Below are 25,432 nucleotides of genomic sequence, written 5' to 3'. Positions count from 1 at the left end.
CCACGCGGGAAGCCACCGCCGCCGCCACCTTCGGCTGGCTGGACGAACACGCCACCTCAGAGGCGCGGTTCGTCCTCAAACCCCTCCTCTCCCGGACCGACCTCGACCCGGAGGCCACGCGGAAGGCCACCGCCGCCGCCTTCGTCTGGCTGGAGACCCACACCGCCACCCCGGAGGCCGGCTTCGTCCTCGACCCGCTGCTGTCCCGGACCGACCTCGACCCGGAGGCCACGCGGAAGGCCACCGCCGCCGCCTTCGTCTGGCTGGAGACCCACGCCACCACCCCGGAGGCGCGGTTCGTCCTCGACCCATTGCTGTCCCGGACCGACCTCGACCCGGACACCACGCGGGAAGCCGTCGCCGCCGCCTTCGCCTGGCTGGAGGGACACACCACCACCCCGGAAGCCGGCTTCGTCCTCAAGCCCCTGCTGTCCCGCACCGACCTCGGCCCCGGCACCACGCGGAAGGCCGCCGTCACCGCCCTCGCCTGGCTGGACGGACACGCCGCCCCGGAAGCCGGCTTCGTCCTCAAACCGCTGATGTCCCGGACCGACCTCGACCCGGACACCACGCGGGAAGCCGTCGCCGCCGCCTTCGCCTGGCTGGGGGGACACACCACCACTCCGGAGGCGCGGTTCGTCCTCGCCCCGCTGCTGTCCCGCGCCGACCTCGACCCCGAGGCCGCGCGGGAGGCCGTCGCCGCCGCCTTCGCCTGGCTGGAGGGACACACCACCACTCCGGAGGCGCGGTTCGTCCTCGGCTCGCTGCTGTCCCGCGCCGACCTCGACCCGGACACCACGCGGGAAGCCGTCGCCGTCGCCCTCGTCTGGCTGGAGGGACACACCACCTCCTCCTCGGAATCGCAATTCGTCCTCAAACCGCTGCTGTCCCGCGCCGACCTCGACCCCGAGGCCGCGCGGGAAGCCATCACCGCCGCCCTGACCTGGCTGGACGAACACACCACCACCCCGGAAGCCGGCTACGTCCTCCCCCCGCTGCTGTCCCGCACCGACCTCGACCCCGAGGCCGCGCGGAAAACCGTCGCCGCCGCCCTGACCTGGCTGGACGAACACACCACCCCGGAGGCGCAGTTCGTCCTCCACTCCCTGCTGTCCCGCACCGACCTCGACCCGTACGGGGCACGGGAAGCCACCGCCGCCGCCCTGACCTGGCTGGACGAACACACCACCACCCCGGAAGCCGGCTACGTCCTCCCCCCGCTGCTGTACCGCGCCGACCTCGATCCCGGCGCCACGCGGAAAACCGTCGCCGCTGCCCTGACCTGGCTAAAGACCCACGCCACCACCCCGGAGGCGCGGTTCGTCCTCCACTCCCTGCTGTCCCACACCGACCTCGACCCGGACGCCGCGCGGGAAGCCGTCGCCGCCGCCCTGACCTGGCTGGACGAACACGCCACCTCAGAGGCGCGGTTCGTCCTCAAACCCCTCCTCTCCCGCGCCGACCTCGACCCGGACACCACGCGGAAGGCCACCGCCGCCGCCCTCACCTGGCTGGAGACCCACACCGCCACCCCGGAGGCCGGCTTCGTCCTCGACCCGCTGCTCTCCCGCACCGACCTCGACCCCGGCACCACGAGGAAGGCCACCGCCGCCGCCTTCACCTGGCTGGAGACCCACACCGCCACCCCGGAGGCCGGCTTCGTCCTCGACCCGCTGCTGTCCCGCACCGACCTCGACCCGGACGGGGCACGGAAAGCCACCGCCACGGCCCTCGCCTGGCTGGAGACCCACGCGACCTACGAGAAGGCCGACTTCGTCCTCGGCCCGCTGCTGTCCCGCGCCGACCTCGACCCGGACGGGGCGGAGAAGGCCACCGCCACGGCCCTCGCCTGGCTGGAGACCCACGCGACCTACGAGAAGGCCGACTTCGTCCTCGGCGCGCTGCTCAAACGGCTGCCGTACGGAGAGGCACCCGCCGGACTTCAGGAGACGGTCGACACGTGGGTAGGCCTCCACACGCCGCAGCAGGACTTCACGTTCCTCAGCAAATGGGTGCTGCGCCACCGCATGCTGAGCCCGACGGTCTACCGGGCCCTGCTCCACTGGGCCCGCACCCACGTCGACGACGAGGACCTGATCCCCCGCGTGGCGAGCACCTCGTTCAACGTGGATCCGTACCTCACGACGTGGAAAGAGGCACGTGACTGGCTCCGCGTCGTCGAGCTCTGTCTCGACCACGCCGAGCGCCACGGCCCGCCGTCGAACGCCAACGGCGTCCTCGACACCCTCGTCCTGACGCTGCCCTACCAGTTCAGCACGGGCGTCGCGGCGGCGTGGGCGGACGACTGCATCCGCCGCTGGCTCGCCCTGCCGTTCGTCATGGACCCCAAGGTCTTCCGCCCGCGCACCGAGATCGTCAAGCGCTGCCACGCCCTCTTCCTGAGCGGCGGCCTCGCCCCGGCGGAGTGGTACCGCGTCGTCCCCCGGCTCCGGGCCTGGGTCGCCTCCTGGCCCGCCCACGAACGGAACGCCGAGGCCCTCGCCTACATGGACGCCCACATGCTGCCGCCGAACCCGCGCCCCGGCCCGCCTCCGCCCCGCCGCCCGGCACCGCCGATCCCACTGAGCTTCCCGACCCCGCCGGGCCCGCCGGACCTTCCGGCGCCGTCCGATCTCCCGACGCGGAACGCCTAGGCGGCCGTGCGGCGCGGCCTCGGCACCAGTTCACCTCCGCAGTTGGGGCAGGTGCCGGACATCGCCTCCGTGCAGGGCACGCAGAAGGTGCACTCGTAGGAGCAGATCCGGGCGGGGCCGTCGGCCGGCAGGGCCGTCGTCTCGCAGCGTTCGCAGCGGTCGCGCATCTCAAGGGCCATGCGCCCATGATCGGCGGGCGGGGGCGGCGACCGAAACAGAAAGACGGCCGGAGATCGACAGGATCGGGCCACACACGGGCCGTCGGGCCGGAAGGCGCCCGTCCGCCGTTGACTCCGCGCCCCGGCCGCCCCACCCTGGGCGGTCACACCGGACGGCGGACGAGGGGGAGTCGTGGACTGGTGGGACTACGCGGTCATCCTGTGGGTGGCGCTCGTGGCCGCCTTCCTGCCGGAGCGACTCTGGAGCGCCCGGGCGCGGCGGCGGCTCGGGGGGTTGCGGCAGGGGCGCGCCGTGTCGGTGCCCTGCCGGTACTGCACCGTGGACGGCCCGGCCCCGTATCCGCGCCGCCCGGTCGCGGGGCGGCTCCACTCCGACACGCTCGTCTTCCGGTCCCGCTGGGGCCGGTCCGTCCCGCTGCCGCGCGGGCTCACCCGCCCGCCCCTCACCCGCGAATACCCCGAGCCGCACTGGGAGCGGGTGCGGTACGACGCCCCCGACGGCGTCCAGCACGTCTTCGAGGCGCTGGAGGTGGAGATCGGCGCGGTGCGCGACATCCTCGACGCCGGCACCGGCGCCGGCACCGAGCCCGGCACCCCCGTCGCCCTCCTCCCGAAGGGCCGGCTGCCGGGCTACCGCCCGCTGACCTTCGCCGTCCTCGTCGCGCTGCCGCTCGGCGCGGTCACGGCGCTCACCGGCGCCCCCGGATTCGCCACCCTCGGCGCGATGTACGCCGCCGCGCAGGCGGTCGCCGCCGTCGTGCTCCTGCACCAGGAGCGGGAAACCTGGCCGGAGGCGTACGGGAAGGGCCGGCCCGACGGCGCCTGACCGCCCTACGCGACCGCCGCCGCCCTCTGCGTACGGACCGCGCCGATGCTCGCGCCGATGACGAGCGCGATGGCGAGCGCGTCGGTGACGGACAGGGCCTGGTGCAGGATGAAGAAGCCGGCGCCCGCCGCGATGGCCGGTTCCAGGCTCATCAGGACGGCGAAGGTGGGGGCGGGCAGGCGGCGCAGGGCGAGGAGTTCGAGGGTGTAGGGCAGCACCGAGGAGAGCAGGGCGATGCCGAGCCCCAGCCCGATCGTCGACGGCACGAGCAGCGCGTCGCCCGCCTCCGCGATGCCGAACGGCAGGCTGAGGACCGCGCCGAAGGCCATCGCGAGCGCCAGGCCGTCGGCCTGCGGGAAGCGCCGGCCGGTGCGGGCGCTGAAGACGATGTACGCGGCCCACATGGCGCCCGCCGCGAGCGCGAAGCCCGCGCCGAGCGGATCGAGCCGCTCGAAGCCGCCGCCGCTGAGCAGGGCGACGCCGCCGAGCGCGAGGCCGGCCCAGAGGAGGTTGACGAGCCGGCGGGAGGCGACGACGGAGAGGATCAGCGGCCCGAGCACCTCCAGGGTGACGGCGGCACCGAGCGGGATCCGGTCGACCGACTGGTAGAAGAGGATGTTCATGCCCGCCATGGCGACGCCGAAGGCGACAGCCGTCCCCCAGTCGGCGCGGCTGTAGCCGCGCACCTTGGGCCGGCAGGCCAGCAGCAGCACGAGCGCGGCGAGCACGAGCCGCAGCGTGACGACGCCGAGCGCGCCGGCCCGGGGCATCAGCAGGACGGCGATGGCCGAACCGAACTGCACGGACAGCCCGCCCGCGACGACGAGCGCGACGGGCCCGAAGCGACGGGACGCGGCGGCCGGACGGGCCTGGCCGGTCGGGTTGGTGGGGGTGGTCGGTGTGGTCGGGCCGGCCGGGGTGGTCGGGGCGGTCGGGCCGGCCGGGGCGGTCGGGCCGACCGGGGTGGTCGGGGCGGTCGGGCCTTGGGAGCCTGCGCCCGGAGCCGGGGCGAGAGCCGGGCCTGCGGCCGGAGCCGTACCCGCGCCCGCGCCCGTACCCGCGACGGACACCCCGCCACCGCCCGCCACCGAGGCCGCCCCCGTACGCGCCCCCGGCGCCGAGGCCACTCCCCCCGCCGTCGCCCCCGACACCTGGCTGTCCACGGCCACCACTCCTCCCCGGCCCTGTCCCACGGCCGGACGATAGTCCACTCCACTAAACTTTCAGTCCAGAGTAATGCACTCCCCCGCACCCCGACGACCGAATTCCACTTCCACGCTACGGAGCCCCGCGCGGCAGCGGAAATGCCGATCTTCCTGCGGTTATGCTCTGGAGACATGACCGTGAGCATCGAGCTGCGCCACCTGCGCTGCTTCCTCGCCATCGCCGAGGAGGAGAACCTCACCCGGGCCGCCGCCCGCCTCCACCTCACCCAGCCCGCCGTCTCCCGCACGCTCGCCGCCCTCGAACGCCACCTCGGCACCCGGCTCGTCGACCGCTCCACCCACCACCTCGCCCTCACCGCCGAGGGCCGCGCCTTCCGCGAACGGGCCGCCGCCGCGCTGGCCGCCTTCGACGCCGCCGTCGACCCGGCCGGGCTCCGCCACCGCCCCCTCCGCCTCGGCCACGCCTGGTCCGCCTTCGGCCCCTCCACCACCCCGCTCCTGCGGCGCTGGCAGCGCGAGCACCCCGAGACCCCGCTCGAACTCCTCCGCATCGACGACCGCACCGCCGGCCTCGCCCGCGGCCAGGTCGACGCCGCCCTCCTGCGCGGCACCGTCGAGGCCCCCGGCCTGGTCACCGCCGAGCTCACCGCCGAACCGCGGGTCGCCGCCCTCCCCGCCGACAGTCCGCTCGCGGACCGCCCCGGCGACCTCACCCTCCTCGACCTCGCGGACGAGACGGTCGTCCTCAACACCGTCTCCGGCACGACCACCCTCGCCCTGTGGCCGCTGCCCGCCCGCCCCACGAGCACCCTCACCGTCGCCAACACCGACGACTGGCTCGCCGCCATCGCGGCCGCCCGCGGCGTCGGCGTCTCCTCCGCCTCGACGGCCGCCCTCCACCCCCACCCGGGCGTCGCCTACCGCCCCCTCGCCGACGCCCCGCCGCTCCCGGTCCTCCTCGCCTGGCGCGACGCCTTCCCGCACCCGGCGACGGCGGCGCTGGTCGCCATGGCCCGCGAGATCGTCACCGCCGGTGGTTGACTCCTCCCCATGAGCATGTGGATCTTCCTCCAGGCCCTGCCGCCCTCCGCCGTCCCCGCCGACCACGCGGGCTGCGACGCCTTCTTCGACCTCGACTTCGACGAACTGGGCCGCCGGGTGGAGGCCGGCGACGCGGTCTGGCTGAACCACGGCTTCTTCCAGCTGAACGAGGTCTACTGGCCCCCCGCCACCCCCGGCGGCGACCCCGAACTGCCCGTCTTCGGCGGCCGGCACATCGAGGACCCCGGCGGCGGCCCCGGCCACACGGCGCTGACGCCGGAGGAGGTGGCGCGGGCGGCGGCGTTCCTGGCACGGACCGACTTCCCCACCCTGTGGAACGCCCGCGAGGAGACGGACGCCGACCTGCGGGACCACCTCGCGGCGAACCACGCCGAACTCCGCGCCTTCTACGCGCGGGCGGCGCGGCGCGGCCTGTCCGTCCTCAAGCACTTCTCCTTCTGAGCGGACGGCGCGGACGGAGCGGACGGAGCGGCCTGAATGGTCCGAGCGGACGGAGTGGCCTGAATGGGTTGCGCGGGCGGAGTGGCCTGAATGGGTTGCGCGGCGGAGTGGCCTGCGTCGCGGGAGCGGCGAGAGCGCTCGGGCCTCCCGAGCCCCTCAGCGCTCCCACTCCTCGCGGAGGATCCCGTACGTGACCGAGTCCCGCCACGCCCCACGCACGAACACGTGCCCCCGGATGCGGCCCTCCTCGGTGAAACCGGCGGCGAGGAGCGTACGGGCGGAGGCGAGGTTCAGCGGGGCCCGCGCCGCCCACACCCGGTGCAGGTCCAGCTCGCCGAAGGCCAGGTCCAGGACGAGCCCGACGGTCTCCCGCCCGTAACCGATCCCCCACGACTCCGGCCGCAGCGCGAACCCGACCGTCGCCGCCCGCTGCTGGTGCGGGTCGAGCGCGAGCCGCGCGAACCCGACGAGCGCGTCCGAGGCCCGCTCGACGACCGCGAGCGCGTACTCCTCCCGGGGCACGGCCCGCGCCGACGCGATCGACCGCCCGACGATCCCCCGCACCTCGTCGAGGGACCGGGGCTCGAAGCTGAGGTGCTCGGTCACGGCTCCGGAGCCGTAGATCCCGTGCACGGCCGGCACGTCACCGTCGTCCAGCTCCCGCAGGAGAAGCCGGGGGGCGGTCCGGAAGACGGGCCGGGGGAAGGACGTTCGCTCCATCCGCCCTGCCTACCCGTACGCCCCCTCAGCCATCCCTCCGCAGCGAACGCCAGACGTGCCGCGCCCACGCGTGCTGCTCCGGCTCCTCGTACGAGCAGAACAGCCCGGCCGCCGAGCCGTCCGGCTCCACCGCGTAGGCGGTCAGCTCGTGGCGCGTCCGGCCCGTGTCCCCGGGCGTCAGCCAGAAGGCGTACCGGACGCCGCCGTCCGGCAGCCGCTCGGTGTGCTCCTGCCCCGCCGGCACCTCGGGGGCGCCCCGGAGGAGCGCGGCGAGGAAGTCCTCGGCGCTCCGCCCCGGCTCCGTGTCCTGGAAGAGCCCCACGGCGACGCTGCGGCCGGGCGCCGCGAACTGGTCGGCGCCGTTCTCGAACCGCGCGGCGAAGCCGGCCGTACGCTCCACCGCCCACCCGTCGCCGAGGTCGGTCCGCACGGTGGCGGGCATCGGGTGCGGGAAGCGGGAGAGGACGTCGTCGCGGTCCCACGTCCCGGCGAGCAGGCGCGCGGCGACCGGATCCCGCCCCTCCACGAGGTACGGCAGCTCCTCGACGTCCCGGATCCTCCCGGTGAACTCCGCCCCGAGCACCTCCTCGCCCCACGGCTGCACGGCGTTCGCGAACCGCCCGCGCACGACGAGCTCCGGGTAGGCGTCCTCGTCGTCCCAGACGCCGGCGGCCCACCGGAAGGTCTCCTCGTCGGTCTCCACCCACGCCCCGAGCACCAGCTCGGTGTCCCCGGTCAGCCGCACCGGCAGCAGACAGCGCACGAAGAACCCGGCGCCGTCGAGCGCGAGCAGCGCGGACGGCCCCGGCGACCGCCGAGCCTCCTCGGGCAGCTCGAAGGCGACGTCCGGCAGCCCGAACATGACGTCGATCCGCCGCTCGTCGGCGAGGGCGTCACCGCAGCAGGAGCAGGTGGTGGGGGCGGCGGGGGAGGGTGCGGGGGTGGGGGAGGGGGAGGGTGCGGGGGTGCTCATCCCCGCACCTTAAGGCGCAGGTCGGACACTCCCCCGCGCGGCCGCCTCGACGACGGCGCCGAGCTGCGACTGGCTGAGCCCGGAGTCCTCTCCGAGGCGGCGGAGTCCGGATCCGTAGCGGTCCAGCGGCGAGGCGGACGGATCAGGGCCACCGATGACGGGGACGGCGTCCCGCAGGCCCGGGGCCGGGTGACCGGCCTCCCCGGGAGGGGAGTCGGGCCTGCGGGCACATGGGTCAGAACAGACGGTCGTACGTGTTCCAGCCGCTGCCGACCCGGCTCCGCGTGGCGAACGGGGTGGCCGCCTGGCCCGTGCCCTTGTACAGCCACAGGACGCCGGACCGGTCGCGGGCGACCGCGTCGGCGCGGCCGTCGTCGGTGAGGTCGCCGGTGACGACGAGCTGGTCGTAGCCGCCCCAGCCCGCGCCGACGCGGACGCGGGCGGCGTAGGGGGTGGTGCCGCTGCCGGTGCCCTTGTACAGCCACAGGACGCCGGACCTGTCGCGGGCCAGGAGGTCGGCGCGGCCGTCGCCGGTCAGGTCGTCGCCGCCGGCGAGCCGGTCGTACGCGCCCCAGCCGGCGCCGACCTTCACGCGCGTCTTGAACCGGTTGCCGTCGACGAGCCGGCCCGTGCCCTTGTACAGCCACAGCACGCCGGACTTGTCGCGGGCCAGGAGGTCGACGTACCCGTCCCGGTCGAGGTCGCCGGCGCCGTCGAGGCGGTCGTAGACGTTCCAGCCGGTGCCGACGCGGACGCGGGGGGCGTACGGGGTGTCGCCGGTGTGGCGGTCGTAGTACCAGAGGACGCCGGACGCGTCGCGGGCGGCGATGTCGCCCCGGCCCCGGGTGGCGGCGGACGGCTTCACGTCCACCAGGGAGTAGAGGTCCTGGGTGTAGGGGGAGAGGGAGGTGAGGGCCGTGTACGTCTGCCAGCCGGGCCCGGTCTCGTCCCGGGAGTAGAACGGCGCGTCCGCGCGGCGCGTGCCCTCGTACGTCCACAGCTTGCCGGTGGTGTCGCGGGCGGCGAGGCCGTGCCGGGGCGAGACCGGGCGGCCCTGGACGGGGAACGGGGCGCTGGCCAGCTTGACGTCGGACTCGTCCCAGTAGCCGAGGTCGTAGATGTCGTAGCGGGTGAGGGCCCGGAGCTTCTGGGCGTACTGTCCCGGGTCGGCGGCCAGCTCGTAGCCGATGACGTGGTCTCCGGCCTCCAGCTCGCAGGCCAGGTTGGGCAGGTCGTCGGGGAGGGTCGCGTAGCGGATCTCGCAGGTGGCGCCCGATCCGGTGGTGACGTTCCGGAAGCGGATGGGCGGTGCGGGGTGGGTGAGCTGCCCCTGGGCCAGGGCGAAGCGGAGCGTCAGCCGTCCGGCGTCGTTGGCGTGGACGCGGAGCTGGTGGCGTGCGGTGCCGCCGTCCGGGACGGGCGGGGTGTCGAAGGCGATCGTGTTGAGCAGCGCGTGCGCGCGGGACTTCACGACGACCTTGCCGGTGCCGCGGCTTCCGTCCGCCGGGAGGCTGCCCGCGCTGCGGGCCTCCTGCACGGCGGCGGCGAGGTCACCGTTGGCGGGCACGTGCACGAAGCCCCAGTACAGGGTGGTGTCGGCGGCGTCGGCGGGGACGTTCGCATCGGGCACCGTGTAGGGGTTGCCCTCACACACGAACACCCCGGTGTATCCGGCGGCCAGGTCGCAGTGGTTGGGGTTGAGCCGGTACCCCGCCGGAAGGCCCGCACCCGCGCCCGCCGGGTCGGTCATCGGCTTCGTGCCGACCGTGACGACGGTCTTCCCCCAGAAGGTCGTACCCGACTCGACGATCGGGAAGAAGCGGGGCATCGAGCGAGGCGCCGCCACCACGTCGTATCCCGACAGCTTCAGGCCGTCGGTCGCGACGGCGGCCCCCGCCCCCGCCGTCACACCGGCCATGGCCAGCAGGCCGGCCACTCCGGTCATCGCCGCCGCGCGGCGCATGCGCTTGCTCAAGAGTCGTTCCCCCCGGAACAGAAGAAGGGGGCCCACGCCCCCGTACGCAAGGAGTCGGCGGCGCTCGCACTCGCACTCGCACTCGCGCTCGGCGGGGGCGCCCGACAAGGTGCATCTTCAACTTTCCCGAGGTCAGCGTCAAGATGCGGAAGGTGCCGCTCCACCGAGCGGGTGCGGGCAGGTCTCTCGGGGTGGGCCGGGTTCGGGGGTGCGGGTGCGGCCGCCCTCTTTCCGAGAGTGGTGCCTTCCGGTGCCGCGTCAAGGGCGCCTGCGGCGTCGCTGCGCGATGGCCTGCGGCCACCCTTGACCCGGCACCTCCAGGCACCGGAACACTCTCGGAGGGCGGCCGGGAGCGGGGCCACCGGACCCGGCCCGGGCATCGCTCCGGACGGCCTGCCGGGTGCGGGCCGGTGGGTGGGGGCCGGGTATCGCTCCGGTGAGGCGGTCGGGTGCTTGCCGGTGGGTGGGGGGTTGGTTCGTGGTGAGTGGGGGTGGGGACGTGCCGGTGGGGCGGGGTGAACGTAACTCGCGCTAAGTGGGCCGAGGTGCGGGTCAAGGTGGGGTAATTCGGGCTTATCGGCGGGCTGTTCTTCGGTTGTGGTTCGGCTGGCGGAGTGGATCATGTGCGCCAGCCGAGCGTGTTTCGAAGGGGCGGTCGGGATACGTCTGGGGCGGTTCACACCTGGTGTGACGTCTCTTCCCTGACGACCGAGCGAAAGCAGAGCAACTCGTGGCGAAGAAGTTCCTCGTGACCGCCGCGGCGATGGTGATGGGGCCGGCCGCCGTGGCCCAGGCCGACGACATCGTGCGCGTCGTGGAGAAAGAGGTGACCATCCCCGTCGCCTCCGGCGGCTACCCCGGCCGGGCCGCGGCGTCGGCCCAGTGCCCGCCCGGGGAGACCCGGACCGGCGGTGGGGCCAGTGTGATCGCGGGCAACTCGCACGCCGAGCGGTTCCTGCCCCACTCGACCCAGCCGATCGGCGGAGAGGCGTGGTGGGCGTTCGCCACCGACACCGACACCGTCAACACGGGCACGCTGAAGGTCTTCGCCATCTGCGCGCGGGTCGTCGACACCCCGACGCTGACCACGCCGATCAGCAGCTGATCGGGGCCACCCTCGCGTGGCCGCGAGGAGGCGTTCCGCGTGGGCGGCCGGAGCCGCATGCGCGTGGGGGTCAGACCCGTTGGCCGGGGCCGATGACGGTGAGGCCCGCCCGCTCGGCCAGCCAGTGCGCGTACGGCTCTTCCCTCTCGCGGCCGTCGATCACGGCGCTGCGGACGTGGACGAGGACGGTGTGGTCGTCGGCGGGTTCGTACGCGCGGGTGCCGGCGTTGAGGAGGAGCGTCACCTCCGCGTGCGTGGACTCGCCGGGGAAGCCCGCCCCGGGCGCGGCCGGCCAGGACAACTCCGTCCAGTTGATCTCGCCCACGCTCGGGCCGATCGCCGCCGTGAAGGCGTCCTCGACGCCGCCGACCGGCTGGGCGAGCAGCTCGTAGTCGACCGGCAGGCGCCCTTCGTACGCGGCCGGGTCGGCCGGCAGGCCGGGTCCCCGGACGCCCACGAGCCACGCCGGGAGGTCCTCGAACGGCACGAGCTCCTCGACCTCTTCGGCGGTCTCCTGCCCCCGGAACCATCCCTCGGGCAGCTCCCTCGCGCCCCGCCGCACCTCGTCGACCGAGTGGAGCTCCGCGTAGCAGGAGACCCTGCTGTCCTCGCGGCGCCCGAACTCCACGAGGCGGCGCGCGACGCCCAGGGCGAGCACGGGGTCGGGGCCGCGGAAGACGGGATAGGCGACGTCGTTCGACATGCGGGAACCGTGCCACGGGCCTTCGGCACGGAGCATCCCGTTTTCGGCGTCCCGGGGCGCGCGTCAGAGCACGGCGAGGCGGTTCACCAGGAGTTCCACCCTGCGCTCGGTGTCTTCCGGCGGGAGTCGTCGCGCGCGGATCAGGGTGGCCAGGCCGTGCAGGGACGCCCAGAACGTCTCGGTGAACAGGCCCGGGTGGACGTCGTCCCCGGCGACCTCGGTGAGGTTCTCCAGGAAGGCGGAGAAGGCGTCCTTCAGGGGCTCGGGGGTGTCCTCCTGCGCGAACACCAGGCCGCCGTCGAGCTGGAACATGGCGTCGTACACCGCCGGGTGGCGCTCGGCGAAGTCGAGATAGGCGCGGGCCAGGGCGGCGGCCCGGGCGCGGGGGCCGTCCGCGGCGGCGGCCGCGGCCCGCAGCGCCACGGCCATCTCGGCGGCGCCCTCCAGGGCGACGGCGCCGATGATCTCGCGCTTGCCGCGGAAGTGGCTGTACAGGACGGGCTGGCTGTACTCGATGCGCTCGGCGAGCCGGCGGGTGGTGACCGCGTCCCAGCCCTGCTGCTCGGCGAGCTCACGGGCCGTGGCCACGATGAGGCGCTCGCGCTCCGCCCGTTCGCGCTCCTTGCGTTCCTGGATCGACATGACCCGATTCTAGCACCACTAGACAACCGAGCTACAGCAGAACTAGCATCGCCTCATCGGCTAGCAACGCTAGATCCCTGGAGGAGCGGTCATGCTCAACGCACTTGAGGTGTTCACCACCGTGCTCGTCGGCCTGATGGTGGGGGTGGAGTTCTCCGTCTCCTTCGTCATCAACCCGATCCTCGACGCACTTCCCGAGGACAGCGGTCAGCTCGGCCGCTCCCACGGCGGCCGGATGCTCGGCGCCCTGATGCCCGTCTGGTACATCGGCTCGCTCGCCCTCGTCGCACTCTGGGCCGTCGCCGGCTGGGGCGACCCCGGCACCCACCTCGTCGTCACCGCCGCCGCACTGCTGATCCTGAGCGTGGTCATGTCGGTCCTGCTGCTCGTCCCGATCAACAACCGGGGCAAGACCTGGACCCCCGAGAACCGCCCCGAGGACTGGAAAGAGCAGATGAAGCGCTGGGACCGCTTCCACTACGCCCGCGTGGCCGTGATCATCGGCGCTTTCACCCTGCTGGTCACCGCCCTCGCCTGATCAGCCCGCCGAACGCCGACGGGCCCGCAGCCGGCGGGCCCCCTTCGCCCCGTAAAGAACGCTCAGGAACGCCATGCCGGCGAAGCCCACCCAGAACCAGGGCTCCGCCACCACCAGCCCGAGCAGCAAGCCACCGAAGAACACCAGACCGCCGACGGTCTCCAGCAGGTCGAAGCGCGCCTTGGAACGCAACGCGGGATCAGCGCCGCGCAGCCGCCGAACGGCGGACACGAGCCCGAGAGCCTGCAGGACGACCCCACCGAGATTGACCCAGACGAACCACGCGGACAGCTCCACGCGCGCACCCTAGCGCCCGCCCCCCACCACCAGATGAAGACGAGAAGGCCACCACCTGACCACCCATCAAGCCCGCCACAACCCACCCCCAAGGAGCCACCGCCCGCACAGAACGCGCCAAGCGAAGAACAACCCGCCGATAAGCCCGAATCACCCCACCTTGACCCACACCTCGGCCCACTTAGCGCGAGTTACGTTCACCCCGCCCCACCGGCACAGCCCCACCCCCACCCGCCACGAACCAACCCCCCACCCACCAACCCGCACCCGACAGGCCGTCCGAAGCGATACCCGGCCCCCCACCCACCGGCCCGCACCCGGCAGGCCGCCCGGAGCGATACCCGGACCCCCCACCCACCAACCCGCACCCGACCACCCCGCCGAAGCGATGCCCGGGCCCCCCGCCCACCGGCCCGCACCCGGCAGGCCGTCCGGAGCGATACCCGGGCCGGGTCCGGTGGCCTCGCCCCCGGCCGCCCTCCGAGAGTGTTCCGGTGCCTGGAGGTGCCGGGTCAAGGGTGGCCGCAGGCCATCGCGCAGCGACGCCGCAGGCGCCCTTGACGCGGCACCGGAAGGCACCACTCTCGGAAAGAGGGCGGCCGCACCCGCACCCCCGAACCCGGCCCACCCCGAGAGACCTACCTCCCCTCCGCCTCCAGCCCTTCCTCCAGCACCTCCGCCATGTGCCTCCCCCGCCGGTCCGTCAGCGTCCCGATCTGGGTCCTGCACGAGAAGCCGTCGGCCAGGACCTCCGCCGTCGGCGGGGCCGTGCTCAGGGCCGGCAGGAGCTGGTCCTCGGCGCAGGCCCGGGAGACCTCCTCGTGCCCCGGCTCGAAGCCGAAGTTGCCGGCCAGACCGCAGCACCCGCCCGCCAGCTCACCCGTCAGCCCCGCCCGCTCCCGGAGCCGGCGGTCCGCCGCGTCGCCCAGAACGGCGTGCTGGTGACAGTGGGTCTGCCCGGCGACCGCCCGGTCCAGGCGGGGCGGGGTCCAGTCGGGGGCCAGTCGCTCCAGGGCCTCCGCGAAGGTGAGGACCGACGCCGCCAGACGGGCCGCCCGCGGATCATCGGGGAGAAGCTCCGGAAGATCGGTACGGAGGGTGGCCGCACAGGAGGGTTCCAGAACGACGACAGGGGAAACCCCCCTCTCCCCCATGCCCACCGCACCCATCCCCTTCCCCGCACCCATCCCCTCCACCCTCTCCCCCACTCCCGCCCCCTCCATCACGTCCAACGCCCTCCGCATCACCCTCCTCGCCGCCCCCAACCGCCCCGTGGACACGTACGTCAGCCCGCAGCACACCCGCCCCGCCGGCAGTTCGACGCCCAGCCCCGCCTCCTCCAGCACCCGTACCGCCGCCCGGCCCACCTCCGGGGCGAGGTGGTCGGTGAAGGTGTCGGGCCAGAGGGTGAGCGCCGGAGGCCGCTCCGAGGCACGGTCGGCGAACCATGCGGTGAAGGTCCGTTCCGCGACCCTCGGCAGCGGACGTTCCGGAGTGACGCCCGCCAGGCGGGCCGCGAACGGAAGCCGCGTCGCCACGTTCAGCCCCCGCCCGAACAGGTCCAGCCAGTGCGGCAGGCCGCCCATCGTCCAGTGCGAACGCGGACGGCGCAGCAGCCCGCGCGCGCCCGCGTAGTGACGGGAGAGGAACTCCGCCTTGTACGCAGCCATGTCGACGCCCACCGGGCAGTCGCTGCGGCAGCCCTTGCAGGACAGGCACAGGTCCAGCGCCTCCCGCACCTCCTCCGAGCGCCAGCCGTCCGTGATGACCTCGCCGAGCGCCATCTCGTGCAGGAGCCGGGCCCGCCCCCGGGTGGAGTGCTTCTCCTCCCCCGTCGCGCGGAAGGACGGGCACATCACGGAAGGGCCCGAACTCGGGTCGGCGACACGGCACTTGGCGACTCCCACGCACCGCGCCGCTTCCCGTCCCACTCCCACCACCGGCAGTCCGGCGAACCGCAGCCCGGAGTCCAGTGGTTCGGGCCGCACCAGCATCCCCGGATTGAGCCCCCCGTCCGGATCCCACACGTCCTTCGCCTCCCCGAACAGCCCGACCAGCTCCTCCCCGTACATCCGGGGCAGCAGCTCCGCCCGCGCCTTCCCGTCGCCGTGTTCGCCGGAGAGGGAGCCGCCGTGGGCGACGACCAGGTCGGCGACGGCCTCCGAGAAGCGGCGGAAGTCGCGTACGCCGCCGTCCGTCCACAGGTCGAAGTCGATGCGGACGTGCACGCAGCCGTCGCCGAAGTGCCCGTACGGGATCCCCCGGAGGCCGTACTCGGCCAGCAGCGCCCGGAACTCCCTCAGGTACGCGCCCAGCCGGGCCGGCGGCACCGCGCAGTCCTCCCAGCCCGGCCAGGCATCGCCTCCGCCCGCCGCACCCCCTTCCCCCGGCCCTCCCGGCCCTCCCGGCCCTCCCGGTCCCCCCGCTCCCCCCGGCATCCGCGTCGCCGTCCCGGCCGCGTCCTCCCGGATCCGCCACAGCGCCCGCTGCCCGGCCGGGTCCCGTACCACCGCCGCGTCGACCGCGTCGGCCGCCCGGACGAGGGCCCGGGCCGCCCCCTCCCCGTCGACCTCGCAGAACAGCCACGCCCCGCCCCTCGGCAGGCCGGGGCCCCCGCCCGGGACCAGGTCCGCCGCCATCCCCTCCACCGTCAGGGGTCCCAGCGGCAGCAGTCCCGCCGCCGCGTCCGCCGCCGCCGTCTCGTCGGCGTACCCGAGGACGACGAGGACGGGCTCGGCGGGGAGCGGGACGAGCCGGACGGTCGCCTCCGTCACGACCCCGAGGGTGCCCTCGCTGCCGACGAAGGAGCGGACGACGTCCCGGCCCCGCTCGGGCAGCAGCGCGTCGAGGGCGTAGCCGGAGATGCGGCGGGGCAGCCCGGTCGGGTAGCCGGTCCGCAGGAGGGCGAGGTTGCGGTCGACGAGGTCCAGGAGGCCCGCCGGGGCGCCCTGTCCGTCCCTCCCCAGCGTCAACCTCTCGCCCCGGTAGCTCACCACTTCCAGTGAGCGCACGTTGTCCGCCGTCGTGCCCCAGGCGACCGAGTGCGCCCCGCAGGCGTTGTTGCCGATCATGCCGCCGAGGGTGCAGCGGCTGTACGTGGACGGGTCGGGGCCGAAGGTCAGGCCGTACGGGCGGACCGCCTCCCGCAGCCGGCCGAGGACGAGGCCGGGGCGGACGACGGCGGTGCGGGCCCCGGGGTCGACGGAGACGACGCCGTCCATGTGGCGTGTGAGGTCGAGCACCACGCCGGTGCCGGTGGCCTGGCCGCCGATGGAGGTGCCGGCGCCGCGCGCGACGACGGGGACGCCGTGGGCGCGGCACACCTCCAGGGCGGCGGCGACGTCGTCGGCGTCGCGCGGGGCGACCGTACCGGCGGGCACGCGGCGGTAGTTGGAGGCGTCCATGGTGGTGAGCGCCCGTGCGGTGGTGGTGAAGTCGACGTCCCCGGCGAGCGCGGACCTCAGTGCGGCGGCGAGTCTTTCGTGTGTTCCCACGACGTAAGGATGTCTCGTCCGTCGTCTCATCCGGCGGACATCCCGCGCTCCGGGGCTTTCCGAACCGATACCCTCCGGCTCGTGGCCGATATCCAGATTCCCGCTGACATCAAGCCCGCAGACGGCCGTTTCGGCGCGGGCCCCTCCAAGGTGCGTACGGAGGCGCTGGACGCCCTGGCCGCCACCGGCACCTCCCTCCTCGGCACCTCCCACCGCCAGGCTCCGGTCAAGAACCTGGTCGGCGAGGTACGTGCCGGCATCTCCGAGCTCTTCTCGCTGCCCGAGGGCTACGAGGTGATCCTGGGCAACGGCGGCTCCACCGCCTTCTGGGACATCGCGACCCACGGCCTGATCGAGAACAAGTCGCAGCACCTCACCTTCGGCGAGTTCTCCTCCAAGTTCGCGAAGGCCGCGAAGCTGGCCCCGTGGCTGGCCGAGCCGACCGTGATCTCCTCCGACCCGGGCACCCACCCGGAGCCGGTGGCCGAGGCGGGCGTCGACGTCTACGCGTACACGCACAACGAGACCTCGACCGGTGTCGCCGCCCCGCTGAAGCGGGTCGCGGGCGCCGACGAGGGCGCGCTCGTCCTCGTGGACGCCACGTCCGGCGCGGGCGGTCTGCCGGTGGACATCACCGAGACCGACGTCTACTACTTCGCCCCGCAGAAGTCCTTCGCCGCCGACGGCGGTCTGTGGCTCGCGGCCTTCTCCCCGGCCGCCCTGGAGCGGGCACAGCGGATCCACGCGTCCGGCCGGCACGTCCCGGAGTTCTTCTCGCTGCCGACGGCGATCGACAACTCGCTGAAGAACCAGACGTACAACACCCCGGCGCTGGCGACCCTCTTCCTGCTCAACGAGCAGCTGAAGTGGATCAACGGCCAGGGCGGCCTGGACTGGGCCGTGGCCCGGACGAAGGAGTCCTCGGACGCGCTGTACACGTGGGCCGAGGAGTCGAAGCACGCGGCCCCGTTCGTCACGGACCCGGCGAAGCGCTCGCAGGTCATCGGCACGATCGACTTCTCGGACGAGGTCGACGCGGCGGCGGTCGCGAAGGTGCTGCGCGCCAACGGCATCGTGGACACCGAGCCGTACCGCAAGCTGGGCCGCAACCAGCTGCGCATCGCGATGTTCCCGGCGATCGACCCGGCGGACGTGCGGGCGCTGACGGCGTGCGTCGACTACGTGATCGAGCGCCTCTGATCACGCGTCCCGCGCCCGTCGCGGACTGAGAAGGGAGGGCCCGGCACCGCGCCGGGCCCTCCCTCCGTCGTCAGCGGGTACGACCGGCCGGCAGCCCGGTCCTCCATCCGGGCCGGTCCTTCACCCGGGCCGGTGCTTCATCCGGTCCGGGTCTTCACCCGATCCGCCCCCCACCCGGCCAGCCCTTCACCCGCCCCGGTCCCTCACCCGACCCGGCCCTTCACCCGACCCGGTCCCTCACCCGACCCGGTCCCTCACCCGACCCGGCCCTTCACCCGGCCTGGGCCTTCACGTGGTCGATGACCTCGGTGAACTCCTTCGTCGGGGAGAACTCGACGACGTCGCTGTCCTCCAGCGCCTCGGGGGCGTGGCCGGGGCCCCAGTAGTAGGCCTGCCCGGCTTCGTAGGTCTCCTCGCCGGAGGCGGTCCGCATCCGGATGCGGCCCTTGAACAGGTATCCCCAGTGCGGGCACTGGCACAGGTCGCCCTCCAGGCCCTTGAGCGCGGGCGCCATGTCGGTGCCCTTGGGGAGGTGGATGAAGGCGACGGTCATGCCGCCTCCGGCCTCCTGCATGCGGAAGTCCAGGCCGTCGCCCTCCATGGCGACCGGGGTGTCCTCACGCGTGAATGCCGTCATGACGCCTCACCTCTTCGGTCTCCTTCCAGTCTGGTCCCGGGGCGGGCAGGGGGCGAGACGGGGCGGGGCGAGACGGGGCGGGGCGGGACCGGGGCCGGTCAGTCGCGGCGCAGGAGGCGCTTGATCCCGAGGACGAGGACGGTGGCGCCGGCGAGGACGAGGAAGCCGGTGGTGGCGCTGCCGCCCTCGGCGCCGGTGGCGGCGGGGGCGGAGGCGGAGGGGTTCGGGGTGCCGGGGCCCCGGGAGGGGGCGGCGGGGTCGGCGGGGCCGGTCGCGGGGCCGTCCGGGCGGTCCACGCGGACGACGCGGCTGCCCGCGCCCTCGGAGCCGAACATGAACGCCGAGCCGTCGGGCGTGTACGTGACGGATTCCGCCTGGCCCTGGAAGGGAGCGCCGGCGGAGGTGCCGTCGCCGTCGAGGCGGCCGTCCTTCCAGACGTACTCGCGGGCGCTGAAGTAGCCGCGCAGGACGAGCCGTTCGCCGTCGGGCGAGAAGGCGCCGTCGGTCACCCAGGGGACCTCGCCGATGCGGCGGAAGGTGTTGGTGCCGGAGGCGGAGAGGCGTTCGGGTCCGGCGTACAGGCCGCCGCCGTCCTCGTTCTTGCTGGCGATGTAGACCCGGCCGGTGGTGGGGTGGACCATCAGGGCCTCGGCGTTGCGGGGGCCGTCGGCGTACCGCACGACGTACTGCTTCGCCCGGACGGTCTGGTCCTTCAGGGTCTTCGGCTCGGGGAAGCGGTAGATCCAGACGTGGTCCCAGGAGCCGTCGAGGTTGTCGCCGATGTCGCCGACGTAGATGTCGCCGTCGGGGCCGACGGCGATGGCCTCCATGTCCCGGGGGGTGCCGACGCCGGTCAGGGTGAGGGTCGCGACGGTCTCGCCCGTGCGGGAGTCGATGCCGTAGACCAGGGGCTGGTCCTGGTCGTTGTGCGTCCAGTAGATCCCGGGGTGGGCCCGGCTGGCGGCGAGGCCGCTGGACTCGGTGATCCGGGGGTCGGAGATCGTGAAGTCCCGGTCGGGTTCCTGCCCTTCGGCGCGGGCATGGCCGGCCGGGAGCAGCGCCAGGGCGGCGGCCGCGCCGAGGGCGCACAGAACGGATCGCATGGGATCAAGCGTGCCATGGCACCGGGGGAACCCGCTTGACCTGCGCGGAAGCCGCTGTCATGGTCGCGCCCATGCCTACCTTCACCGCGCCGGACGGCACGGAACTCGCCTACCACGTCGCCGGCTCCTTCCCGGGCCCCGGCCCCGCGCTGCTCTGCCTGCCCGGCGGCCCGATGCAGGACTCCGCCTATCTCGGGGACCTGGGCGGGATCACCGCCTTCCGGCGGCTGATCCGGCTCGACCTGCGGGGCACGGGCGGGTCGGCGGTGCCGGAGGACCCGTCCTCGTACCGCTGCGACCGGCTGGTGGAGGACGTGGAGGCGCTCCGCGTCCACCTCGGGCTCGACCGGGTCGACGTCCTCGGGCACTCGGCGGGCGCGAACCTGGCCGTGCTGTACACGGCCCGGTACCCGGAGCGGGTGTCCCGGCTCGTCCTGGTGACCCCGGGCACGGCGGCCGTCGGCCTCGACACGAGCGGCGAGGAGCGGCTCGCGGCGGCGCGGCGGCCGTGGCGCGAGGAGGAGCCGTGGTTCCCGGAGGCGTACGCGGCGCTGGAGGAGCTGGCGGCGGGGCGGGGCACGGCGGAGACGTTCGGGAAGGTCGCGCCGTTCTTCCACGGCACGTGGGACGCGGCGGCCCGGGAGCGGCACGCGGCCGCGCAGCGGGAGCGGAACGGGGAGGCCGCCGCGGTGTACGGCGGCGAGGGGGCCTTCGATCCGGCGGCCGCGCGGGCGGCGCTCGCGGAGTTCGGGCGGCCGGTGCTCGTCGTCGCGGGCGAGGGCGACGCGAACACGCCGGTGCCGACGGCGAGGGCGTACGCGGAGCTGTTCCCCGCGTCGGCGCTCGCGGTCCTGGAGGGGGCCGGGCACTTCCCGTGGCACGACGACGCGCGGTGGTTCGCGACGACGGTCGACGCGTTCCTGGGCTGAACCGCCCGTGGCCCGGATCACGTACCGGCGCGACCCGGCGGTCCGGGATGATGGAAGCATGCGTTTTCTGTTCGTCGGCGACAGCATGACCATCGGACGCGCCGGCGACTGGACCTGGCGGTACCGCATGTGGCGGCACCTGGAGGCGGTGCTGCCCGGCGGGTACGAGATCGTCGGGCCCCGGGACGGCCTGTACGTCCCGGAGGGCGACCCGGCGGATCCGCAGGGGTACGCCGACCCCGCCTTCCCGGCCGCCGCGCGCCGCCACCTCGCCGGGTGGGGCGAGGGGTGGCTGCACATGGCGCCGGTGATCGGGGAGACCGTCGCGGCGACCGGCGCGGACGTGCTGCTGGTCTCCCTCGGCCTGATCGACCTCGGCTTCTACACCGACAGCGACCAGACCGAGGAGAACGTGCGGGCGTTCCTGGCCGCCGCCCGGGCCGCCGCCCCCCGGGTCCGGGCGGTGCTGTTGCCGGTGATACCGAACGTCCGCGCCGGCTACGACCCCGCCTTCGCCGCCGAGTGCGCCCGCTTCAACGAGCTGCTCGCGAAGGCGGTTGCGGACCTCGACTCGGCGGCCTCGCCGCTGCTGCTCGCGACCGTCCCGGACTCGTACGACCTGCGGACGGACACGTACGACGGCACGCACCCGGGTCCGAGCGGCGAGCACAAGCTGGCGGCGGCCTTCGCGGACGCCCTGCACCAGGGGTGGGGGATCGGCGGGCCCTACCGCGCCTGACCGCCGCCGCGCCTTCGCTCCGGACGGCGATCCGGCGATCCGGCGATCCGGACGGGTCCCAGCGATCCGGCGATCGGGCGATCCGGCGAGAAGCGGGGCAGGGGTCGACCCGCGTACGCGGGAAGGGATTTCGCCTTCCCGCTCACGCGGCCCGGGTCAGGCGGTTGGCGAAGGTGGAGAGGGTGTACGCGCCGATGCCGAGGACGACCTCCAGGGCGTTGCGGCGGGTGAAGCCGGCGGCTTCGAAGGCGGCCAGTTCGGCGTCCGACACCGCGCCGGAGGAGGCGAGCACCTGGAGGGTGAACCGCCGTACGGCGTCGAGCCGTTCGGGGTCGGGCGCGGGACCGAGGGCGGCCATGCGCGCCTCGTGGATGTCGGTGCAGAGGTGGCACTGGTTGCGGGCGGCGACGGTGAGGATCACGGTCTCGCGGGCGTGCGGGTCGAGGCCGGTGGACTCGAAGATCCCGGAGAGGGTGAAGAAGGCGTCGAGGACCTGCGGGGCCTCGGCCTTGAGGAGTGCGGCGGCGTCGGCGGTACGGGCGGCCAGGGTGGTGAGCGGCACGGGGATCCCCTTCTATGATGGACAACATGGTTGACCATGTCGACGGAGAAAACGTAAACCAGGTTGTCGATTCGGGCAAGGGAGTTCCCGACGGCCTTCCCGGCTCCCCCGGTTTCGTGCTGCCCCTGCTCCTCCTCGGCGGCTTCCGCACGCTCATCGACCGGCTGCACGACCGGCTCGCCGCCGAGGGCCACCCGGACCTCCGGCCCGCCCACGGCTTCGCCCTCCAGGCGATCGGCCTCCGGGGCGCCACCGCCAGCGAGATCGGGCGGCGGCTCGGGATCTCCAAGCAGGCGGCCGGCAAGACCGTCGACCGGCTCCTCGCCCTCGGATACGCGGAACGCGCCGACGATCCCGCCGACGCGCGCCGCAAACTCGTCCACCTCACTCCGCGCGGCCTCGACGCCCTGGCCCGCTCCGCCGCCGTCTTCGACGAGCTGCGGGCGGAGTGGAGCGCCGTCCTCGGCGCGGACCGGGTCCGCGCCCTGGAGGCGGACCTGCGGAACGTCGTCCCCGAGGAGACGGCGTTCCGCCTCGACGCCACCAGCTGGCTCGGCGGCGTCTGAGCCCGTACGGGGAGGGGGGCCGTACGGAGATGGCCCGTACGGAGATGGCCCGTACGGAGGTGGTCCGTACGGAGGTGGTCCGCGCGGAGGTGGTCCGCGCGGAGGTGGTCCGCGCGGGGGCGGCCCCTACGGGACCGGCCCGTACGGGACCGGCCCCGCCGGCCCGTCTACCAGGCGAAGGCCTCCGGGGCCGGGCCCGGGCCCGGGAAGATCTCGTCCAGGCCGGCCAGCACCTCCTCCGACAGCTCCAGCTCCACCGCGCGCAGCGCGCCCGCCAGCTGCTCCGGGGTGCGCGGGCCGACGATCGGGCCGGTCACGCCGGGGCGGGTCAGCAGCCAGGCGAGGGCGACCTCGCCGGGCTCCAGGCCGTGCTTGTCGAGCAGGTCCTCGTACGCCTGGAAGCGCGCCCGCTCCACCGGGTCCGCGAGCACGGCGGCGGCGCGGCCGCCGGCCCGCCGGCCGCCCTGGATCTCCTTGCGGATGACCCCGCCGAGGAGGCCACCGGCCAGCGGCGACCAGGGGATGACCCCGAGGCCGTACTCCTGCGCGGCCGGGATCACCTCCATCTCGGCCCGCCGCTCGTAGAGGTGGTAGTGGCACTGCTCGCTGACGAGGCCGACCATGCCGCGGCGGGCGGCGGCCTCGTTGGCCTGGGCGATCTTGTAGCCGGGGAAGTTGGACGAGCCGGCGTAGAGGATCTTGCCCTGCTGGACCAGGACGTCGACCGCCTGCCAGATCTCGTCGAAGGGGGTGGCGCGGTCGACGTGGTGGAACTGGTAGAGGTCGATGTAGTCGGTGCCGAGCCGCTTCAGGCTGGCGTCGACGGCCCGGCGGATGTTCAGCGCCGACAGCTTGTCGTGGTTCGGCCATGCCTCGCCGTCGGGGCCCATGTTCCCGTACACCTTGGTGGCGAGGACGGTCCGGTCGCGGCGGCCGTCGCCCTTCGCGAACCAGGAGCCGATGATCTCCTCGGTGCGCCCCTTGCCGGCCGTCTGGCCGTACACGTTGGCGGTGTCGAAGAAGTTCAGGCCCGCGTCGAGCGCCGTGTCCATGAGCGCGTGACTGGTGGCCTCGTCGGTCTGCGGACCGAAGTTCATCGTGCCGAGGACGAGGCGGCTGACCTTGAGTCCGGTGCGTCCGAGCTGCGTGTACTCCATGGGCCCCCAGCCAACTCGTTGGAGCGCGCTCCAAGCAAGGGGGACATCGCGAAGTCGCTCCGCGCCGGCCGGTCCGCCGCCGCCCGGCCGGCTACTGACCGGCCATCGACGCCACCGCGATGATCGCGAACATCAGTACGAGCACACCGGCCATGATCCGGTTACGAGTCTTCGGGTCCACCCGTCGAGGTTAACCCGGCCCCTCCCCTCCCCCGGCCCCGCCCTCCAGCGGCCAGGAGGCGACCGTCTCGTACCGGGGCTGTTCGCCCGGGACGCCGCCCGCCGGGAGGTTCGAGCGGACCAGGGCCAGCTCGGCGACCCGCCAGCGGGTGCCCTCGAAGGCGTCGAGGGCGGCGAGGAAGGGGGCCGGGGAGGGGCCCTCGCCGCGGGCGCGGGCGATCGTGAGGTGCGGGTGGTAGGCGCGGTGCTCGTCCATCGGGACCCCGGCCCGGCGGGCCGCGGCGTCGGCGCGCTCGGCGAGGAGCCGCAGGACGTCCAGGTCGCCGGCGGCGCCGGTCCACAGGACGCGGCGGCCGAAGTGCCCGCCGCCGTGGAGGCGCAGCGCGAAGGGCGGAGTGCGGTGGGCGGCGCGGGCGAGCCGGGCGTGGAGGTCCGGCAGGAGCCCGTCGTCGACCTCGCCCATGAAGGCGAGCGTGAAGTGCCAGCCGGGCCGGGAGGTCCAGCGCAGGGCGTCCGCGCCGGGGAGCGAGCGGAGCGCGTCGACGGCGGCGCCCAGTTCGGCGGCCTGGGGCGCCGGCGGGAGGACGGCGGCGAAAAGCCTCATGAACGCCAGTCTCGCACCGGCCGGCGCCGGGCGGACGGAGAACGCGATCACGACCGGGCGGGACGGCCCGGCGGACGTGCCGGCCGGCGCGCCCCGAGACGCTCATGCCGTCCCCGCGCCCCGGCGCGCACGCACCGCCGGCCGGGGAGCCGGAGCGGTACGTACACGCCGCCTCGTCGCGGACGGGCGGTTCCACGGCCTCGGGGTCGGCACGCGTCCGGGACGGGCCCTGGAGGTGCGGGCGCGGGCCCGGCCCCCGGCCGGGGAAGGTCCGGCCGAGGAAGGCTCAGCTGTGGAAGGCTCAGCTGTGGAAGGTGATGTAGCCGTTGCCGTCGCGGTCGTTCGCGCTCTTGGTGTAGGAGTGCGTGTCGGCGTAGGCGCCGCCCGGCTTGATCAGCTTGATCGTGTCCTTGTCGTTGTTCCAGATGAAGTTGCAGTTCTGGCGGTAGGCGACGTTGCCCGCGTCGGACTCGGTGCCCCTGCCGCCGCGCAGCTTCACGTGGTCGCCGGGCTCCAGGTAGTGGTCGATGCGGAAGGTGTAGCTGTTGCCGACCGCGTCCTTGACGACGTACCCCCTGAGGTTCACCCGGGCCGTCCGCGAGAAGTTCTTGATCGTCACGTACTCGGCCTTGGTGTTGCCGGTCGTGCAGCTGTTGTTGTCGCTGCCCGGGGCGTCGTACTGGACGCCGGCGATCTTCAGGGCCGAGGAGTACTCGGCGGCCTGGGCCGGGGTGGCGACGAGGGCGCCGGTCAGCGCGCCGGCGGCGAGGGCCGTGACTATGACGGGGCGGATGGAGCGGTTGCGCAAGGGAACCCCCCTTGTGGTGCCTGTGATTGACGACTCAACATACACAGGATCTCCACACGCGCGTACCGGACCGTTCACATCGCGTCACGCCGGGACGCCGGAGGGCGGGGTGGGGCTCCCGAGACTGATCGGCCACCACCACCACAAAAACCAACCAGAATAAAACAATCAA

The 25,432-nt window shown here is 74.1% G+C and carries 24 protein-coding genes and 1 pseudogene; 10 read left to right on the top strand and 15 right to left on the bottom strand.

Features of this window, described 5'->3' with window-relative positions; genetic code table 11:
* Nucleotides 1-2,654, top strand: a pseudogene (locus AB0E83_RS06745) (hypothetical protein); the annotation flags it as partial.
* Here the strand turns inward: AB0E83_RS06745 and AB0E83_RS06740 are convergent.
* Nucleotides 2,651-2,833: a DUF1272 domain-containing protein gene (locus AB0E83_RS06740; RefSeq protein WP_362106961.1), complete on the bottom strand. Its 183-nt coding sequence runs from the start codon at nucleotides 2,831-2,833 to the stop codon at nucleotides 2,651-2,653. The pseudogene AB0E83_RS06745 and the gene AB0E83_RS06740 overlap by 4 nt on opposite strands.
* Nucleotides 2,834-3,005: 172 nt before the next feature.
* Between AB0E83_RS06740 and AB0E83_RS06735 the strand changes: the two genes are divergently transcribed.
* Nucleotides 3,006-3,659, top strand: coding sequence for a hypothetical protein (locus tag AB0E83_RS06735; RefSeq protein ID WP_362106958.1), 654 nt, complete (start codon nucleotides 3,006-3,008; stop codon nucleotides 3,657-3,659).
* 5 nt (nucleotides 3,660-3,664) lie between these two features.
* On the opposite strand, the gene AB0E83_RS06730 is transcribed toward AB0E83_RS06735, so the two are convergent.
* Nucleotides 3,665-4,822 (bottom strand): EamA family transporter, encoded by a 1,158-nt coding sequence (locus AB0E83_RS06730; protein ID WP_362106955.1) that lies wholly within the window; start codon nucleotides 4,820-4,822, stop codon nucleotides 3,665-3,667.
* Between the two features lie 141 nt (nucleotides 4,823-4,963).
* On the opposite strand from AB0E83_RS06730, the gene AB0E83_RS06725 reads away from it, so the two are divergent.
* The gene (locus tag AB0E83_RS06725; RefSeq protein ID WP_362106952.1) at nucleotides 4,964-5,866 is read left to right on the top strand and encodes a LysR family transcriptional regulator; all 903 of its coding nucleotides are present in this window, start codon (nucleotides 4,964-4,966) and stop codon (nucleotides 5,864-5,866) included.
* 9 nt (nucleotides 5,867-5,875) lie between these two features.
* Nucleotides 5,876-6,328: a DUF1877 family protein gene (locus AB0E83_RS06720; protein ID WP_362106949.1), complete on the top strand. Its 453-nt coding sequence runs from the start codon at nucleotides 5,876-5,878 to the stop codon at nucleotides 6,326-6,328.
* 156 nt (nucleotides 6,329-6,484) lie between these two features.
* On the opposite strand, the gene AB0E83_RS06715 is transcribed toward AB0E83_RS06720, so the two are convergent.
* From AB0E83_RS06715 to AB0E83_RS06705, 3 genes are all read right to left on the bottom strand, one after another.
* A complete protein-coding gene (locus AB0E83_RS06715) occupies nucleotides 6,485-7,048 on the bottom strand; it encodes a GNAT family protein (RefSeq protein WP_362106946.1) in 564 nt (187 codons plus the stop codon).
* Between the two features lie 25 nt (nucleotides 7,049-7,073).
* Entirely contained in the window at nucleotides 7,074-8,021 is a 948-nt protein-coding gene (locus AB0E83_RS06710) for a DUF2199 domain-containing protein (protein WP_362106943.1), read from the bottom strand.
* 235 nt (nucleotides 8,022-8,256) lie between these two features.
* Entirely contained in the window at nucleotides 8,257-9,996 is a 1,740-nt protein-coding gene (locus tag AB0E83_RS06705; protein WP_362106940.1) for a VCBS repeat-containing protein, read from the bottom strand.
* A gap of 730 nt (nucleotides 9,997-10,726) precedes the next feature.
* Here AB0E83_RS06705 and AB0E83_RS06700 point away from each other — a divergent pair.
* Nucleotides 10,727-11,101 carry a hypothetical protein gene (locus tag AB0E83_RS06700; RefSeq protein ID WP_362106938.1) on the top strand — a complete coding sequence of 125 codons (375 nt, stop codon included), beginning with the start codon at nucleotides 10,727-10,729 and terminating at the stop codon, nucleotides 11,099-11,101.
* 70 nt (nucleotides 11,102-11,171) lie between these two features.
* Here AB0E83_RS06700 and AB0E83_RS06695 read toward each other — a convergent pair whose 3' ends face one another.
* Nucleotides 11,172-11,804 carry a hypothetical protein gene (locus AB0E83_RS06695; RefSeq protein ID WP_362106935.1) on the bottom strand — a complete coding sequence of 211 codons (633 nt, stop codon included), beginning with the start codon at nucleotides 11,802-11,804 and terminating at the stop codon, nucleotides 11,172-11,174.
* A gap of 63 nt (nucleotides 11,805-11,867) precedes the next feature.
* Complete coding sequence (locus AB0E83_RS06690; protein ID WP_362106932.1) at nucleotides 11,868-12,446, bottom strand: TetR/AcrR family transcriptional regulator; 579 nt, start codon at nucleotides 12,444-12,446, stop codon at nucleotides 11,868-11,870.
* 91 nt (nucleotides 12,447-12,537) lie between these two features.
* Here AB0E83_RS06690 and AB0E83_RS06685 point away from each other — a divergent pair, with 91 nt between their 5' ends.
* Entirely contained in the window at nucleotides 12,538-12,984 is a 447-nt protein-coding gene (locus tag AB0E83_RS06685) for a DUF1772 domain-containing protein (RefSeq protein WP_362106929.1), read from the top strand.
* Here AB0E83_RS06685 and AB0E83_RS06680 read toward each other — a convergent pair whose 3' ends face one another.
* Both AB0E83_RS06680 and AB0E83_RS06675 read right to left on the bottom strand, forming a co-directional pair.
* The gene (locus AB0E83_RS06680) at nucleotides 12,985-13,281 is read right to left on the bottom strand and encodes a hypothetical protein (protein ID WP_362106927.1); all 297 of its coding nucleotides are present in this window, start codon (nucleotides 13,279-13,281) and stop codon (nucleotides 12,985-12,987) included.
* 638 nt (nucleotides 13,282-13,919) lie between these two features.
* Entirely contained in the window at nucleotides 13,920-16,805 is a 2,886-nt protein-coding gene (locus AB0E83_RS06675; protein WP_362106924.1) for an FAD-binding and (Fe-S)-binding domain-containing protein, read from the bottom strand.
* A gap of 51 nt (nucleotides 16,806-16,856) precedes the next feature.
* On the opposite strand from AB0E83_RS06675, the gene serC reads away from it, so the two are divergent.
* The gene (gene serC / locus AB0E83_RS06670) at nucleotides 16,857-17,975 is read left to right on the top strand and encodes a phosphoserine transaminase (RefSeq protein WP_362106921.1); all 1,119 of its coding nucleotides are present in this window, start codon (nucleotides 16,857-16,859) and stop codon (nucleotides 17,973-17,975) included.
* A gap of 271 nt (nucleotides 17,976-18,246) precedes the next feature.
* On the opposite strand, the gene AB0E83_RS06665 is transcribed toward serC, so the two are convergent.
* Both AB0E83_RS06665 and AB0E83_RS06660 read right to left on the bottom strand, forming a co-directional pair.
* Entirely contained in the window at nucleotides 18,247-18,612 is a 366-nt protein-coding gene (locus tag AB0E83_RS06665) for a hypothetical protein (RefSeq protein WP_362106918.1), read from the bottom strand.
* Nucleotides 18,613-18,710: 98 nt separating this feature from the next.
* Nucleotides 18,711-19,715, bottom strand: a complete 1,005-nt coding sequence (locus AB0E83_RS06660) for a WD40 repeat domain-containing protein (protein ID WP_362106914.1) — start codon at nucleotides 19,713-19,715, stop codon at nucleotides 18,711-18,713.
* A 71-nt stretch (nucleotides 19,716-19,786) separates the two neighbouring features.
* Here AB0E83_RS06660 and AB0E83_RS06655 point away from each other — a divergent pair, with 71 nt between their 5' ends.
* On the top strand, nucleotides 19,787-20,644 hold the full coding sequence (locus AB0E83_RS06655; protein WP_362106911.1) for an alpha/beta hydrolase: 858 nt from the start codon (nucleotides 19,787-19,789) through the stop codon (nucleotides 20,642-20,644).
* A gap of 58 nt (nucleotides 20,645-20,702) precedes the next feature.
* Complete coding sequence (locus tag AB0E83_RS06650) at nucleotides 20,703-21,383, top strand: GDSL-type esterase/lipase family protein (protein WP_362106908.1); 681 nt, start codon at nucleotides 20,703-20,705, stop codon at nucleotides 21,381-21,383.
* A gap of 142 nt (nucleotides 21,384-21,525) precedes the next feature.
* On the opposite strand, the gene AB0E83_RS06645 is transcribed toward AB0E83_RS06650, so the two are convergent.
* Complete coding sequence (locus AB0E83_RS06645; protein ID WP_362106905.1) at nucleotides 21,526-21,945, bottom strand: carboxymuconolactone decarboxylase; 420 nt, start codon at nucleotides 21,943-21,945, stop codon at nucleotides 21,526-21,528.
* A 17-nt stretch (nucleotides 21,946-21,962) separates the two neighbouring features.
* Between AB0E83_RS06645 and AB0E83_RS06640 the strand changes: the two genes are divergently transcribed.
* Complete coding sequence (locus AB0E83_RS06640; protein ID WP_362106902.1) at nucleotides 21,963-22,511, top strand: MarR family winged helix-turn-helix transcriptional regulator; 549 nt, start codon at nucleotides 21,963-21,965, stop codon at nucleotides 22,509-22,511.
* Between the two features lie 167 nt (nucleotides 22,512-22,678).
* Here the strand turns inward: AB0E83_RS06640 and AB0E83_RS06635 are convergent, their stop codons facing one another.
* From AB0E83_RS06635 to AB0E83_RS06625, 3 genes are all read right to left on the bottom strand, one after another.
* Nucleotides 22,679-23,668 (bottom strand): aldo/keto reductase, encoded by a 990-nt coding sequence (locus tag AB0E83_RS06635; protein WP_362106899.1) that lies wholly within the window; start codon nucleotides 23,666-23,668, stop codon nucleotides 22,679-22,681.
* A gap of 190 nt (nucleotides 23,669-23,858) precedes the next feature.
* Nucleotides 23,859-24,452, bottom strand: coding sequence for an RNA 2',3'-cyclic phosphodiesterase (gene thpR, locus AB0E83_RS06630; RefSeq protein ID WP_362106896.1), 594 nt, complete (start codon nucleotides 24,450-24,452; stop codon nucleotides 23,859-23,861).
* Between the two features lie 301 nt (nucleotides 24,453-24,753).
* The gene (locus tag AB0E83_RS06625; protein WP_362107176.1) at nucleotides 24,754-25,245 is read right to left on the bottom strand and encodes a lamin tail domain-containing protein; all 492 of its coding nucleotides are present in this window, start codon (nucleotides 25,243-25,245) and stop codon (nucleotides 24,754-24,756) included.
* Nucleotides 25,246-25,432 lie beyond the last annotated feature (187 nt).

Source organism: Streptomyces sp. NPDC035033 (assembly GCF_040636735.1).
Classification (GTDB): Bacteria; Actinomycetota; Actinomycetes; order Streptomycetales; family Streptomycetaceae; genus Streptomyces.
The sequence above is the reverse complement of the archived record's forward strand: the minus strand, read 5'-3'. Positions and strand labels throughout refer to the sequence as shown.

Bases quoted from the DNA above. Each gene is read 5' to 3' on its own strand.
- AB0E83_RS06740 (WP_362106961.1), bottom strand. From the start codon at position 2,833: ATGGCCCTTGAGATGCGCGACCGCTGCGAACGCTGCGAGACGACGGCC.
- AB0E83_RS06725 (WP_362106952.1), top strand. From the start codon at position 4,964: ATGCCGATCTTCCTGCGGTTATGCTCTGGAGACATGACCGTGAGCATC.
- AB0E83_RS06720 (WP_362106949.1), top strand. From the start codon at position 5,876: ATGAGCATGTGGATCTTCCTCCAGGCCCTGCCGCCCTCCGCCGTCCCC.
- AB0E83_RS06715 (WP_362106946.1), bottom strand. From the start codon at position 7,048: ATGGAGCGAACGTCCTTCCCCCGGCCCGTCTTCCGGACCGCCCCCCGG.
- AB0E83_RS06710 (WP_362106943.1), bottom strand. From the start codon at position 8,021: ATGAGCACCCCCGCACCCTCCCCCTCCCCCACCCCCGCACCCTCCCCC.
- AB0E83_RS06695 (WP_362106935.1), bottom strand. From the start codon at position 11,804: ATGTCGAACGACGTCGCCTATCCCGTCTTCCGCGGCCCCGACCCCGTG.
- AB0E83_RS06690 (WP_362106932.1), bottom strand. From the start codon at position 12,446: ATGTCGATCCAGGAACGCAAGGAGCGCGAACGGGCGGAGCGCGAGCGC.
- AB0E83_RS06685 (WP_362106929.1), top strand. From the start codon at position 12,538: ATGCTCAACGCACTTGAGGTGTTCACCACCGTGCTCGTCGGCCTGATG.
- AB0E83_RS06675 (WP_362106924.1), bottom strand. From the start codon at position 16,805: ATGAGACGACGGACGAGACATCCTTACGTCGTGGGAACACACGAAAGA.
- AB0E83_RS06665 (WP_362106918.1), bottom strand. From the start codon at position 18,612: ATGACGGCATTCACGCGTGAGGACACCCCGGTCGCCATGGAGGGCGAC.
- AB0E83_RS06660 (WP_362106914.1), bottom strand. From the start codon at position 19,715: ATGCGATCCGTTCTGTGCGCCCTCGGCGCGGCCGCCGCCCTGGCGCTG.
- AB0E83_RS06655 (WP_362106911.1), top strand. From the start codon at position 19,787: ATGCCTACCTTCACCGCGCCGGACGGCACGGAACTCGCCTACCACGTC.
- AB0E83_RS06650 (WP_362106908.1), top strand. From the start codon at position 20,703: ATGCGTTTTCTGTTCGTCGGCGACAGCATGACCATCGGACGCGCCGGC.
- AB0E83_RS06640 (WP_362106902.1), top strand. From the start codon at position 21,963: ATGGACAACATGGTTGACCATGTCGACGGAGAAAACGTAAACCAGGTT.
- AB0E83_RS06635 (WP_362106899.1), bottom strand. From the start codon at position 23,668: ATGGAGTACACGCAGCTCGGACGCACCGGACTCAAGGTCAGCCGCCTC.
- thpR (WP_362106896.1), bottom strand. From the start codon at position 24,452: ATGAGGCTTTTCGCCGCCGTCCTCCCGCCGGCGCCCCAGGCCGCCGAA.